This is a genomic window from Oxalicibacterium flavum (assembly GCF_014635065.1).
Classification (GTDB): Bacteria; Pseudomonadota; Gammaproteobacteria; order Burkholderiales; family Burkholderiaceae_D; genus Oxalicibacterium; species Oxalicibacterium flavum.
In genome coordinates this window covers 122,272-135,959 of sequence record NZ_BMCG01000006.1, presented here as the reverse complement: position 1 = coordinate 135,959, position 13,688 = coordinate 122,272, and the positions used below count along the sequence as shown (strand labels likewise).

Below are 13,688 nucleotides of genomic sequence, written 5' to 3'. Positions count from 1 at the left end.
ATGGCCGCATTCCGTCGCTCGGGCGATGGACGCGGCGTGAAATCAGAGACCGAAGGCCGATGCATCGCCACGCCCCTGGCGGCGCAATTCGGGCTGGGCGCCGGTCATGTCGATGACGGTAGTCGGCTCGAAGCTGCAGGCGCCGCCGTCAATGACCAGATCGACGAGCTTGGCAAGGCGCTCGCGCACCTCGTCCGGATCGGTCAGCGGCTGATCCTCGTCCGGCAGGATCAGGGTGGTGCCGAGCAGAGGCTGCGCCAGTTCCTCGAGCAGCGCCTGAGCAATCGCATTCTCCGGCACACGCAGACCGATGGTTTTGCGCGACGGGTGGCTGACGCGGCGCGGCACTTCCTTGGTCGCCTCGAGGATGAAGGTATAGGGACCGGGCGTGGCCGCCTTCAGCATGCGGTATTGCTGGTTATCGACACGCGCGTAGTTGGCGATCTCGCTGAGGTCGCGGCACAGCAGCGTCAGGTGGTGCTTGTCATCGACATTGCGGATGCGCCGCAGGCGCGTAACCGCGTCCTTGTCGTCGAGATGGCAGACCAGCGCGTAGCAGGAATCGGTCGGCAGCGCGACGATGCCGCCGCCACGCACGATCTGCGCCGCCTGCGCGATCAGGCGCGGCTGCGGATTGTCGGGATGGATCTGGAAAAACTGGCTCATGTAAACAAGAACGGCGACAGCATGGTGGGTGCTGTCGCCGTCGCTATCCTTCTATAAAAAAGACATCACTGAAGGTTGCGCAGTGCGGCGATGCGCTGCTCGATCGGCGGATGGGTGGAAAACAGCGCCGTGAAACCCGGCTTGTCGTTGATGCCGAACGACGCCAGGTTTTCCGGCAGGGCCGTCGGCTCAATGCCGCCCAGGCGCGCGAGCGCCTTCATCATCGGCTGCGGCGTACCCATCAGCTTGGCCGCACCGGCATCCGCACGGAATTCGCGGTGACGCGAAAACCACGCGACGATGATCGAGGCGGCGATGCCGAACACGACCTGGCAGACCAGCACCGTCACCATGTAGCCGATGCCGTGCCCTTCGCTGTTGCTGTTGCGCGAAATGGCACGATCGACGAAGTAGCCGACCACGCGCGACAGGAACACGACGAAGGTATTGACCACGCCCTGCACCAGCGTCATGGTCACCATGTCGCCGTTGGCGACGTGCGCCACTTCGTGCGCCAGCACGGCTTCCACCTCTTCCTTGTTCATGCTCTGCAGCAGTCCGGTAGACACCGCGACCAGCGCCGAGTTCTTGAAGGCACCGGTGGCGAAGGCATTCGGCTCACCGTCATAGACCGCCACTTCCGGCATGGCGATGCCGGCACGATCCGACAGCTTGCGTACGGTATCGACCAGCCACAGTTCGGTGCTCGACGACGGCGACTCGATCACGCGCGCGCCTGTCGACCACTTTGCCATCGGCTTGCTGATCAGCAGCGAGATGATGGAACCGGTGAAACCGACCACCAGCGAGAACACCAGCAACGACGGCAGATTGAGGCCCGATTGCGTCATGTAGCGATCGACGCCGAGCAGCGACAGCACGATCGACATCACCGCAATCACGGCAATATTGGTTGCGACAAACAGCAGGATCCGTTTCATTCAATTGCCTCCATCGGGTATTAAACGGGTGTATCGCGGGTATCTCAAGGTGTAAGCGCACGGGCGTCGTCCGGTGCGATCTGGCAGCGTAACCGGGCGCCGTGCGGACGAATCCGGGATGAATATGAGACCGGCACCGCAAAATTCAAGTGCGCAAGATACCGGAAAGCAAGGCTGCGCTCAATGAAATATCTGACGTATTTCAGATCGACCAGTCATGCCAGACCGGCTTCACGCCGGCCGGCAAGGGCGGCAAGGCGCCCAGATCGACGCGCGACTCGCCCGGGCCATGGAAATCGGAACCGCGCGAGGCCAGGAAACCGTAGCGGTTGGCAACCTTCGCATATTCCTCGTACTGGTCCGGCGTATGGCTGCCGGTCGTCACCTCAATCGCGGTGCCGCCGAGATCCTTGAATTCCGCGAACAGCGCATCGAAGGCGGTGTCGCTGAACTTGTAACGGCCCGGATGCGCGATCACGGCAATGCCGCCGGCGCCTTTGATCCATTGAAGTGCATCCGGCAGCGTGGCCCAGCGGTGCGGCACGAAACCCGCCTTGCCCTCCCCCAGGTATTCGGCGAACACTTCCGACAGGTTCTTGCACAGACCGAGCTCGAGGATGTAGCGCGCGAAGTGCGTGCGCGAGATCAGGTCCGGATTGCCGACGAACTTGAGCGCGCCCTCGAACGAACCGTGGATGCCGACCGTTTCCAGTTGCGCCGCCATGTCGCGTGCGCGCCTTTCGCGGCCACCGCGCAGGCTCGCCAGGCCATCGATCAATGCCTGGTTGGTCTCGTCGATCTGCAAGCCGACGATATGCACCGTCTGCCCGGCCCAGGTGATCGAAATCTCGACGCCCGGCACATAAGGCAGGCCGATCGCAGCGGCGGCGGCGCGCGCCTCGGCGATGCCCGCCACCTCGTCGTGATCGGTCATGGCCCAGACATCGACGCCATTGGCCTGCGCACGTGCGGCGAGCGCCGTCGGCGACAGCGTGCCGTCGGAAACATTCGAGTGGCAGTGGAGATCGAAATTCAACATGGGAGTCAGACAGGCGGGCTGGAACATTCAACTTTCATGATTGTACGTGGGTTGGCCGATTCTTTCCGGGCACGCCACCGCCATCGGCCTGCCTTCGCGGCACTCGCACCCCGCCAGTCGCAAGTTCTATTCCAGAAAAGCGTCGATGGCGGCGGCGATGCGCTCGGGCTGGTCGTGATGCAGCATGTGGCCTGCATCCTCGACCGTCAGGCTGTGCACGTCGGCCAGATGCGCCCGGCGCCGTTCGACTTCCGCACGCGCCTGCTGCGCATCGCCGAAGCGCGGCAGCAACTCGCTCTGCGCCGCATCCACCCACAACACCGGCGCGCTCACCTGCTGCCAGCAGGCCAGCACTTCTTCCAGCCGGTACAGCACGGGGTTGCTGCGACGATGGCGCGCATCGGCCTGCAGATGCCAGCGCCCGTCCTCGCCCTGCGCCGCCCAGTGCGTCGCCAGGAAAGCGGCACGGGCGTCGCTCAGGCGCGCATTGTTCTTCTGCAGGCGCGCCGCCACTTCGGCAGACGTGGCGTAGGAACGCAAGGAAGGCGTGTCGCGCACCTCGTCCAGCCATTGCGCGTAGCGGCGCGGCGCTTCGGTCGGTGCCGGCGACGGCATGCCGAAACCTTCGAGCAGAATCAGGCGACGCACGTGCTGCGGCCGCACGCCGGCATAGACGCCCGCCACGTTGGCACCCAGGCTGTGACCGAGCAGATCGACCGGCGCCTGCGGCGAATAATGCGCGATCAGCGCGTCGAGGTCGGCAAGATAGTCGGGAAACCAGTAACCGCCGGGCGCGTGCGCAGTCCCGCCGAAGCCGCGCCAGTCCGGTGCGATGACGTGGACGTCGCGCGCCATCGCGTCCACCAGAAACTGGAAGGTGGCCGACACGTCCATCCAGCCGTGCAGCATGAAGAGCACGGGCGCGCCCTCCTCGCCCCAGTGTCGAACGTGATGGCGCAAGCCGCGGATGGCAAAGAATTCGGAACGCGAGGATTTCATGAAAGGCAAACAAAAATGCCGCATGCAGTGCATGCGGCAGAGAATACGGACAACGATGGCGACGCCATCGACGTCAGTATATAGGGTTAGTCTTTCTTGGCGTCATCAGCTGCGCGCTGGATATCCTGACCGGCTTCCTGGATTTTCTCGCCAGCCGTTTCCGTCGCATTGTCGATCTGCTTGCCGGCACGTTCTGCCGGACCTTCTTTCTGGCAGCCTGCCAGGCCGATTGCCAATGCCGATACCGTCAACAGGGAAAGCAACGCTTTTTTCGTATTCATGATGATTCCTTTCTGATGGGTTGTTTCTTGCGAATTGCTGAAGAGACGTCTCAGTTTTTGGCGTCGTCAGCTGCCTTCTGAATGCTCTTTCCGGCTTCCTGCATCTTCTCTCCAACCTTGGAAGTGACTTCTTCTATCTTTTCGGCTGCGGTCGATGCGGCTTCATCGAGCTTCTTGCCGACACGTTCCGCCGGCCCTTCATCCTTTTTCTGGCATGCCGCCAGTCCGGACAACAGCAGCACGCCTGCCAGCAATGCCATCCATTTTCTTGTCATGATCATCCCTTTCGATTGACTGGCCGGAAAAGCATGCTTGCTTGCCGGCTGTTACTTCGACTTTGGCCTCTTTAACAAGTTCTTGCGCAACAGTAACAAGATGTAATCATTCAGACAACATTTCATCAAGTCTCGAGCAATGCCGCCAGCTCAGCCTCACTGAAACCCGCAGCGCGCCGTGCCGGCAGATTGAACGGGCCGCGCAGCACCGGCGCCTTGTAGTGGCGCGACAACTGGCGGTAGGTGGCGATCGGCTCCAGTCCGCGCGCATCGCACAGCGCGCGATACCAGCGGTTGCCGACGGCGACGTGGCCGATCTCGTCGCGCAGGATGATGTCGATGATGGCGGCCGCCTCGTGGTCGCCGGCCTGCGCCAGCTTGGCGCGCATCGGCGGCGAAGCATCGAGTCCGCGCGCTTCCAGCGTGCGCGGCACCAGCGCCATGCGCGCCAGCACATCGCCCGCGGTCTTCTCGGCCATTTCCCACAGACTGTCGTGCGCGGCGAAATCGCCGTAGGTGTAGCCGAGCGTCCGCAGATGCACCGCCAGCAGCGAGAAATGCAGCGCCTCCTCGCCAGCCACCCTGAGCCAGTCGAGATAATAGAGCGCAGGCATGTCGGCAAACCGCCAGATCGCATCGAGCGCCAGGTTGATCGCGTTGAATTCGATGTGCGTGAGCGCGTGGATGGTGGCGGCGCGCCCTTCGGCCGTATGCATGGCGCGCCGCTCGACGTGCTTGGGCGAAATCAGCAGCGGCCGCGCCGGCCTGCCCGGCACCGTCTGTTGCGTGTGCAGGCTGGCCGCGGGATCGATGCGCAGCGCGCCGGCCTGCCCGGCCTTCGCCAGCGCCATGGTGGCCTCCGCCTTGCGCGCCGGGTCGGCTTCCACGATCAGTTCCAGCGCAGCGTGGCGCAGTTCCGGCAGACGCATGGAGGAAGGAAGTGAATCGGTCATTGGTAACGTAAAATAGCGGTTTGGCCCATTGCAACCCTTGCACGCCTTGCGCATGCCTGCACGACGACGGCCGGTGACAGCCTGCCGGCGCCCTTTCAATTTCCGAAGTCATCCCCAGTTAGGGCGCTTGCGGCAGGCAGGATTGCCGGATCGCGTGTCTCGCGATCTCCGCTGAACCGAACATTCTACTGAAACCATGGCCATCTACCAATTGGGCGAACATGTGCCCGCCATTGCATCGTCAGCCTACGTCACCGATTCGGCCACCGTGGTCGGGCGCGTGACGCTGGGCGAGGACAGCAGCGTCTGGTTTCAGGCGACGATCCGCGGCGATCACGAAAACATCACGATCGGCCGCAACTGCAATCTGCAGGAAGGCGCGGTTCTGCATGCCGACCCCGGTTTCCCGCTGCAGATGGAAGACCACGTCAGTGTCGGCCATCAGGCCATGCTGCACGGCTGCAGCATCGGCGAAGGGTCGCTGATCGGCATCCAGGCCGTGATCCTGAACGGCGCGCGCATCGGCAGGAACTGCCTGGTCGGTGCCGGTGCGCTGGTCACCGAAGGCAAGACCTTTCCCGACAACACACTGATCATCGGATCGCCGGCGCGCGCCCTGCGCACGCTCGACGAGAAGGATATCGCCAACTTGCGCCGCATCGCCGACAGCTATGCCGAGCGCAGCCGGCAATTCAAGACTCAATTGAAAAGAATAGGATAACCATGGCCGACGTGCTTCAAAAATTCTTGTTCGAAGACAGCGCCGTGCGCGGCGAACTGGTCGATGTTTCCGATACCTGGCGCGAGGTGCGCTCGCGCCACGACTATCCACCGGCCGTGAAGACGGTGCTCGGCGAGATGATGGCTGCCGCCGCCCTGCTGTCGGCCAACCTCAAGTTCAACGGCGCGGTCGTCATGCAGATCCATGGCGACGGCCCGGTGCGCCTGATGGTGGTCGAATGTGACTCCGAACTGCACCTGCGCGCCACCGCCAAGCTGGCCGAGGACGCAACCATCGACGACGGCATGACGCTGACGCAACTCGTCAACGCGGAAGGTGACGGCCGCTTCGTCATCACGCTCGATCCCAAGGACAAGCTGCCGGGCCAGCAGCCGTATCAGGGCATCGTGCCGCTGACCGGCGAATCGATCGCGGTCGTGATCGAGAACTACATGCTGCGTTCCGAACAACTCGATACCAGGCTCTGGCTCGCCGCCGACGACCAGGCCGCGCGCGGCCTGCTGCTGCAGAAACTGCCGCGCGAAGGCGGCATTGCCAGCGCAAGTTCCAGCAGCAGCGGCGCCGAGGACGATCTCGCCACCTGGGAACGCACCGTCATGCTGGCCTCCACACTGCGCCGCGAGGAACTGCTGAGCACCGACGTCGAAACCCTGATGCGCCGCCTGTTCTGGGAAGAGACGATCCGCGTCTTCGATCCGCGCCATCCATCCTTCCAGTGCTCGTGCACGCGCGAGAAGGTCGGCGCCATGCTCAAGATGCTGGGCCAGCCGGAAATCGAGGAGGCATTGACCGAACTCGGCAAGCTCGAGGTCAACTGCGACTTCTGCGGCCAGCATTACGAGTTCGACCGGGTCGATTGCGCGCAATTGTTCGCCGTCGAATCGGCGGTGGAAACCATGCTGCCGGCCGACCGCAACACGCACTGATCGCATCGATGCCCTGCGCCGTTTCGCAAGAAAGACGCCCAATGAAAAACGCGCCCGACCGGGGCGCGTTTTTCGTCTGACTGCCAGAACCGTCAGTTCTTTTTCTTCTTGTCGTCCTTCACCGGAGGCGGCGGAATCGCGACGAAATTCGATTTGCGGTTCGGATCGATGATCTGCACGAAGATCTCGTTTTCCTTGATCATGCCGAGCTCGTAGCGCGCCCGTTCCTCGACCGCGCCGGTACCTTCCTTCAGATCCTGCACCTCGGACGCGAGCTTGGCGTTGCGCGCACGCAGTTCGTCGTTCTTGCGTTCGGCCTCCGTCACCTGGCGATCGAGATCCCAGACACGCAGCCAGCCGCCCTTGCCCAGCCACAGCGGGTACTGGATCAGGACGAGCAAGACCGCGAGGCACAGGATGATCAGGCGCATGGGAGCGGGCCGGAACGGTTCCGGCCATGCAACGGCATGGCCGGAGAACGATTACTTCAGGTTGTAGAACGCGTCGCGGCCGGGATAGCTGGCGATATCGCCTAGGTCTTCCTCGATGCGCAGCAACTGGTTGTACTTGGCCATGCGGTCCGAACGCGACATCGAACCGGTCTTGATCTGCAGCGCGTTGGTACCGACTGCGATGTCGGCGATCGTCGAATCCTCGGTCTCGCCCGAACGGTGCGAGATGACGGCCGTGTAGCCGGCGCGCTTGGCCATCTCGATGGCGGCGAAGGTTTCGGTCAGCGTGCCGATCTGGTTGATCTTGATCAGGATCGAGTTGCCGATGTTCTTCTGGATGCCTTCGCGCAGAATCTTGGTATTGGTGACGAACAGGTCGTCGCCGACCAGCTGCACCTTCTTGCCGAGCGCGGCGGTCAGCGTGGCCCAGCCTTCCCAGTCGTTCTCGGCCATGCCGTCCTCGATCGAGATGATCGGGTACTTGTCGCACCAGGTGCCGAGCAGGTTGGTCAGGTCGTTGCTCGACAGCGTCAGGCCTTCGCCGTGCAGTTCGTACTTGCCGTTCTTGTAGAACTCGCTGGCGGCGCAGTCGAGACCCAGCGCGATCTGGCGGCCCGGCTCGTAGCCGGCCTGCTCGATCGCCTGCAGGATCAGCTTGATCGCGGCTTCGTGGTTCTCGACCGACGGCGCGAAACCGCCTTCGTCGCCGACCGCGGTGGACAGGCCCTTGTCGTTGATGATCTTCTTCAGCGTATGGAACACCTCGGCCCCGTAGCGGATCGCTTCACGGAAGCTCGGCGCACCGACCGGGATGATCATGAATTCCTGCAGGTCCAGCGTGTTGTTGGCATGCGCGCCGCCGTTGATGACATTCATCATCGGCACCGGCATCTGCATCGCGCCCGAACCGCCGAAGTAGCGGTACAGCGGCAGACCGGATTCCTCGGCAGCGGCCTTCGCCACCGCCATCGAGACCGCCAGCGTCGCATTGGCGCCGAGACGGCTCTTGTTCTCGGTGCCGTCGAGGTCGATCAGGGTACGGTCGAGGAATGCCTGTTCGTTGGCATCGAGGCCCATGATGGCTTCCGAGATTTCGGTGTTGATGTTCTCGCAGGCCTGCAGCACGCCCTTGCCGAAGTAACGGCTCTTGTCGCCGTCGCGCAGCTCGATCGCCTCGCGCGAACCGGTGGACGCGCCCGACGGCACGGCCGCACGGCCCATCACGCCGGATTCCAGCAGCACGTCGCATTCGACGGTCGGGTTGCCGCGCGAATCGATCACTTCGCGGCCAATGATGTCAACGATTGCACTCATTTGTCTTTCTCCTGATAACTGATTCTTCTTGAGGGTGGCGCAGCCGCCGCCCTTCCGATCTGATTACTTACGCCTTGGCGGCCTGCTGGTGCGCCAGCGCCGCCTTGATGAACGAGATGAACAACGGATGCCCATCGCGCGGCGTTGACTGGAATTCCGGGTGGTACTGCACGCCGACATACCACGGATGCACTGTGCGCGGCAGTTCCATGATTTCGCACAGCGATTCGGTCGGTGTGCGCGCCGACACCACCAGGCCCGCTTCCTCGACGCGGCCGAGGTAGTGATTGTTCGCCTCGTAGCGGTGGCGATGGCGCTCGGTGACCTTGTCGCCGTAGATTTCGGCAGCCAGCGTGCCCGGTTTGACGTCGCAGGTCTGCGCGCCCAGGCGCATGGTGCCGCCCAGGTCCGAGTTCGCATCGCGGCGCTCGACCTTGCCGTCGTGGTTCTGCCATTCGTTGATCAGCGCGACCACCGGCTGTTCGGTATCCGGATCGAATTCGGTCGAGTTGGCCTTGGTCAGGCCGGCCTTGTGGCGCGCGTATTCGATCAGCGCGACCTGCATGCCGAGGCAGATGCCGAGGTACGGAATGCCGTTCTCGCGCGCGAAACGCGCGGCGGCGATCTTGCCTTCCACGCCGCGCTTGCCGAAGCCGCCGGGCACCAGGATCGCATCGTACTTGGCGAGCGCCTGCGGGCCGGTGCCTTCGATCTCTTCCGAATCCAGGTATTCGATGTTGACGCGGCTCTCGGTATGGATGCCGGCGTGGCGCAGCGCCTCGGTCAGCGACTTGTACGATTCGGTCAGATCGACGTACTTGCCGACCATGCCGATGGTGACCGTGTTCTTCGGGTTCTCGAGCGTATGGACCAGCTTGCTCCACATCGACAGGTCGGCGGGTTGCGGCGACAGGCCGAGCTTGTCGCAGACGATGCGGTCGAGCCCCTGATCCAGCAGCATCTGCGGAATCTTGTAGATGGTGTCGGCATCCCAAACCGAGATGACGGCCTCTTCCGGCACATTCGAGAACAGCGAAATCTTGGAGCGCTCGTCGTCCGGAATGCGGCGGTCGGCGCGACACAACAGGGCGTCCGGGAAGATACCGATCTCGCGCAGTTTCTGCACGCTGTGCTGGGTCGGCTTGGTTTTCAGTTCACCGGCCGATGCGATGTACGGCACCAGGGTCAGGTGCACGAAGGCAGTCGCGTTACGGCCCGCGCGCAGGCTCAACTGGCGCGCGGCTTCGAGGAACGGCAGCGATTCGATGTCGCCGACGGTGCCGCCGATCTCCACCAGCGCCACGTCGTAGCCTTCGGCGCCGCGATGGATGTAATCCTGGATCTCGTTCGTGATGTGCGGGATCACCTGCACCGTCTTGCCCAGATACTCGCCGCGGCGTTCCTTGCGGATCACCGATTCGTAGATCTGGCCGGTGGTGAAGTTGTTCACCTTGCGCATCTTGGCCGAAATGAAGCGCTCGTAATGGCCCAGGTCCAAATCGGTCTCGGCACCGTCTTCGGTGACGAAGACTTCGCCGTGCTGGAACGGGCTCATCGTGCCGGGATCGACGTTGATGTACGGATCGAGCTTGAGGAGAGTGACTTTGAGGCCGCGCGATTCGAGGATCGCAGCGAGGGAAGCGGCGGCAATCCCCTTACCCAGGGATGAAACGACGCCGCCAGTGACGAAAACAAACTTGGTCATTGCAATAAGTGCCGAACGGCACGTGCGGGAAATTCAAATTATACCCCAAACCCCGCGCCCTCTCGACCCCGTTGCCGGCAAAATTTGCGGCACCTGCCATAATGCCTTGCAACACCGCGAACCTGTCCCGACGCGCGCTGCACACGCGTCAGCGCCCGTACCAGTAGCGCGCATGTTCGCGCCGGTATTCGCCAACCTCGATACCCTCGCCGAAACGCACCGAAATGGCACCCGCCGCATCGCTGCGCAGGCGCCGCACGCCGAGCTCGCCGTAGCGCTCGACGATTTCCTGCTTGGGATGACCATAGCGATTGCGATAACCGACCTGGAAGATCGCGATCTGCGGCGCCACCGTGCGCAGGAACGGCCAGGTCGAAGACGTGCCGCTGCCGTGATGCGGCGCCAGCAGCACGTCGGCGTGTAGCTCGCTTCCAAAATTGCGCACCAGTTCCGCCTCCTGCTGCGCCTCGATGTCGCCCGGCAGCAGGATCGCATGCCGGCCGCTGGTGATCTTCAGCGTGCAGCTGCGCGCGTTCGGCTTCCAGCGCTCGCTCTGATAAATCTCGGGCGTCGGATGCAGCATCTCGAAGCGCACGCCGTCCCATTCCCACGTCTGCCCCGCCACACAAGGGCGATGCGCCGGCGCCTGCTGCACCACCGGATGCGCGGACGGCAGCGAGGAAGCGGTCCAGCCGATCTGCATGTCGGCAAAGATCGACAGCGCACCGCCCGAATGATCGGTATCGCTGTGCGTGACGATGACGCCGTCGAGCCTATGGATGCCGCGCGCACGCAGGTACGGCAGCACCACGCGATTGCCGCCATCGGCTTCGGGCGAATAGGCCGGGCCGGTGTCGTACAGCAGGCGATGATTTGGCGTTTCGACCAGCACCGCCATGCCCTGCCCGACGTCGAAGGCAGTCACCCACATCTCGCCGGCGCGCGGGTGAAGCGGCGCGTTCAACACCAGCGGCAGCCAGGCGAACAGCCCGAGCCAGCGCATCGGCCAGCCGCGCGGCGCCAGCATCCAGAGCGTGCCGATCACCGCCAGCGCGAACATCCACCACGACGGAATCGGCGCGATCCAGACCGCGGCCGGCAAGGCACTCATCCAGTGCAGCAGGCGTGCCAGCCATTCGATCATCCAGTGCGCCAGCCACAGGCACCAGCCTGCCAGCGGCGCCGGCAGCACGCTGCCGACCAGCGACAGCGGCGTGACCAGGAAGCTGACGAGCGGAATCGCGATCGCATTGGCGAACGGGCTGACCAGCGAGGCCTGTCCGAACAGCAGCACCGTCAGCGGTACCAGTCCCAGCGTGACCGCGTACTGCGTGCGCGTCGCGGTTTCCAGCGCGATGCGCCAGTGCGGCCGCGCGCGCTGCTCCACGGTCTGCGCGCGCCCGACCGTCGCATACAGGATCACGCCGACCGCGCCGAACGACAGCCAGAAGCCGGCACCGAGCACCGCCCACGGGTCCTTCAGCACCACTGCCCCCAGTGCCAGGCACAGCACGTGCGAGACGTTGGTGATGCGCCCGAACCACAAGGCCAGCGCCACCACGCTCAGCATGCACAGCGTGCGCTGCGCCGGCACACCCGAGCCGGCCAGCAGGACATAGACGAAAGCGGCCGCCACACCGGCAATCGCCGCCGCCTTCTGCGCCGGCAGCCGCAGCGGCAGGCTGGCCGTGGTGAAGAAGGAGCGCCGCCACAGCGCGAACGTCAATTGCGCGAACAGCGCGGCGATCATCGTTATATGCAAACCGGAAATCGATACCAGGTGGGATACCCCCGTACGATTGAAGACCGTCCAGTCGGTCTGGCTGATCGCGCGCTGGTCGCCCATCACCAGCGCCACGACCACGCCCGCGTACGGCTGGTCCTGCAAGAGACGCTGGATGCGATCGCGCAGCCAGCCGCGGCTGCGTTCGACTACGGCGCCGAAGCTTGGCACGAAGGCAGCGACGCGTTCGTTCTTCAGCGCCAGCCGCTGATCGGGCCGCACGTAGCCGGTGGCGCGGATGTTCTGCTCGAGCAGCCACTGCTCGTAATCGAAGCCGTGGGGATTGGCATTGCCGTGCGGCCGCCGCAGGCGCACCGTCAGTTGCCAGCGCTCGCCCGCGTGAACCTCGCCGATCTTCTGCATGTCCTCGCCGGCAAAGGCCAGGTACCACGACAGCGCGATCCGGCCCGGCAGTTCGGGCACCGCGCCGTCGGCGGTCGGCAGGACCTGCTCGACGTCGAAGTTGAAGCGCACGCCGCGCTCGAAGTAGTTGGGCAGGCTGTCGATGGTACCGATCACCGTCACGTCCCGGCCCTCCCATTCGCGCGGCAATTCGTCGGCAAGATAGTGATGCGCAACCATCGCCGCCCACGCAAAACCGAAGCTGACGCCAGCCGCCATGAGCAGCACGAAACGTCCGCGCTGCAGCCGCGCAGCGCGCGACAGGACAACCAGCAGCAACGATGCGGAAATCAGCGCGGTGATGAAGAAGACGGAAGGCAGTTCGGCCTGCGTCTGCAACAGCCATGCACCGACGACGAAGCCGATGATCGCGCCGCGCATCGACCGTCAGAGCAGCGAATCGAGGCGCGGCAGGATGCTGCGCGCGTTGGTCGTGGTGATGCGTGCGATCTCGTCCGGCGGCAAGCCGCGCAGTTCAGCCAGCACGTCGCCGATGCGCGGCAGTTCCTCGGGGCTGTTGCGTTGCGGATGCAGCCAGGCCGGCGAGATGTCGGGCGCGTCGGTTTCGAGCACGATGCTCTCGAGCGGCAGTTCGCTGGCCAGCCGGCGTATCTGCAGTGCGCGCGTGAAGGTCATGGCGCCGCCGAAGCCGAGCTTGAAACCCATGTCGATGAATATCTGCGCCTGCTGGAAGCTGCCGTTGAAGGCATGCGCTATGCCGCCGGGCACCGCGATGCGGCGCAGATGCTTGAGAATCTGGTCCTGCGAACGGCGCACGTGCAGCAGCACCGGCAGGCCGAAGTCGCGCGCGATCTTCAGCTGCGCGGCATAGAAATGCGCCTGCTTGTCGCGCATGGCCGGTTCGGTCAGCAGCGGGATGAAGAAATCCAGGCCGATCTCGCCGATGGCGACGAAGCGCGGATCGTCCATCGCGCGCGCCACCTCGTCACGCAGCAGCGCGAGATCGTCCTCATGCGCCTGCGGCACGCAAATCGGATGGATGCCGAGCGCGTAGCAGCAGTTGTCGTGCGCATGCGCGAGCCGCGCCACTTCCGCGAAGTTGCCACGTTCGACCGCCGGGATCACTACCATGCGCACCGCACCAGCGCCTGCCGCGGCCGCGACCTTGCCTGCCTGTCCGGCAAATTCGGCAGCGTCCAGATGGCAGTGGGTATCTATCCACATCGGCTCAATCGTCCTGCTGGAAAAG

14 protein-coding genes are annotated in these 13,688 nt (G+C 64.0%); 2 read left to right on the top strand and 12 right to left on the bottom strand.

Annotated features, from left to right (window positions below):
* Positions 1-42: 42 nt before the first annotated feature.
* The 7 genes from IEV38_RS14420 to IEV38_RS14390 form a co-directional block, all read right to left on the bottom strand.
* The gene (locus IEV38_RS14420; protein ID WP_188397300.1) at positions 43-666 is read right to left on the bottom strand and encodes an L-threonylcarbamoyladenylate synthase; all 624 of its coding nucleotides are present in this window, start codon (positions 664-666) and stop codon (positions 43-45) included.
* Between the two features lie 65 nt (positions 667-731).
* Positions 732-1,607, bottom strand: coding sequence for a protease HtpX (htpX, locus tag IEV38_RS14415; protein WP_188397297.1), 876 nt, complete (start codon positions 1,605-1,607; stop codon positions 732-734).
* Positions 1,608-1,809: 202 nt separating this feature from the next.
* A complete protein-coding gene (locus IEV38_RS14410; protein ID WP_188397295.1) occupies positions 1,810-2,646 on the bottom strand; it encodes a 3',5'-nucleoside bisphosphate phosphatase in 837 nt (278 codons plus the stop codon).
* A gap of 126 nt (positions 2,647-2,772) precedes the next feature.
* A complete protein-coding gene (locus IEV38_RS14405) occupies positions 2,773-3,645 on the bottom strand; it encodes an alpha/beta fold hydrolase (protein WP_188397292.1) in 873 nt (290 codons plus the stop codon).
* Positions 3,646-3,731: 86 nt separating this feature from the next.
* Positions 3,732-3,926: a hypothetical protein gene (locus tag IEV38_RS14400; protein WP_188397290.1), complete on the bottom strand. Its 195-nt coding sequence runs from the start codon at positions 3,924-3,926 to the stop codon at positions 3,732-3,734.
* Positions 3,927-3,976: 50 nt separating this feature from the next.
* Positions 3,977-4,180 carry a hypothetical protein gene (locus tag IEV38_RS14395; RefSeq protein WP_371869895.1) on the bottom strand — a complete coding sequence of 68 codons (204 nt, stop codon included), beginning with the start codon at positions 4,178-4,180 and terminating at the stop codon, positions 3,977-3,979.
* Between the two features lie 146 nt (positions 4,181-4,326).
* Positions 4,327-5,154 (bottom strand): ferritin-like domain-containing protein, encoded by an 828-nt coding sequence (locus IEV38_RS14390; RefSeq protein WP_371869894.1) that lies wholly within the window; start codon positions 5,152-5,154, stop codon positions 4,327-4,329.
* Positions 5,155-5,350: 196 nt separating this feature from the next.
* Here IEV38_RS14390 and IEV38_RS14385 point away from each other — a divergent pair, with 196 nt between their 5' ends.
* Both IEV38_RS14385 and hslO read left to right on the top strand, forming a co-directional pair.
* Positions 5,351-5,875 carry a gamma carbonic anhydrase family protein gene (locus tag IEV38_RS14385; RefSeq protein ID WP_188397286.1) on the top strand — a complete coding sequence of 175 codons (525 nt, stop codon included), beginning with the start codon at positions 5,351-5,353 and terminating at the stop codon, positions 5,873-5,875.
* 2 nt (positions 5,876-5,877) lie between these two features.
* Positions 5,878-6,822, top strand: coding sequence for an Hsp33 family molecular chaperone HslO (hslO, locus tag IEV38_RS14380; RefSeq protein WP_188397284.1), 945 nt, complete (start codon positions 5,878-5,880; stop codon positions 6,820-6,822).
* A 92-nt stretch (positions 6,823-6,914) separates the two neighbouring features.
* On the opposite strand, the gene ftsB is transcribed toward hslO, so the two are convergent.
* From ftsB to IEV38_RS14355, 5 genes are all read right to left on the bottom strand, one after another.
* Positions 6,915-7,253: a cell division protein FtsB gene (ftsB, locus tag IEV38_RS14375; RefSeq protein WP_188397282.1), complete on the bottom strand. Its 339-nt coding sequence runs from the start codon at positions 7,251-7,253 to the stop codon at positions 6,915-6,917.
* A gap of 51 nt (positions 7,254-7,304) precedes the next feature.
* Entirely contained in the window at positions 7,305-8,588 is a 1,284-nt protein-coding gene (eno, locus tag IEV38_RS14370; RefSeq protein ID WP_188397280.1) for a phosphopyruvate hydratase, read from the bottom strand.
* Positions 8,589-8,655: 67 nt separating this feature from the next.
* Complete coding sequence (pyrG, locus tag IEV38_RS14365) at positions 8,656-10,293, bottom strand: CTP synthase (RefSeq protein WP_188397278.1); 1,638 nt, start codon at positions 10,291-10,293, stop codon at positions 8,656-8,658.
* A 148-nt stretch (positions 10,294-10,441) separates the two neighbouring features.
* Positions 10,442-12,859, bottom strand: a complete 2,418-nt coding sequence (locus tag IEV38_RS14360; protein ID WP_188397276.1) for a DNA internalization-related competence protein ComEC/Rec2 — start codon at positions 12,857-12,859, stop codon at positions 10,442-10,444.
* 6 nt (positions 12,860-12,865) lie between these two features.
* Positions 12,866-13,663 carry a TatD family hydrolase gene (locus IEV38_RS14355; RefSeq protein WP_188397274.1) on the bottom strand — a complete coding sequence of 266 codons (798 nt, stop codon included), beginning with the start codon at positions 13,661-13,663 and terminating at the stop codon, positions 12,866-12,868.
* Positions 13,664-13,688: the final 25 nt, after the last annotated feature.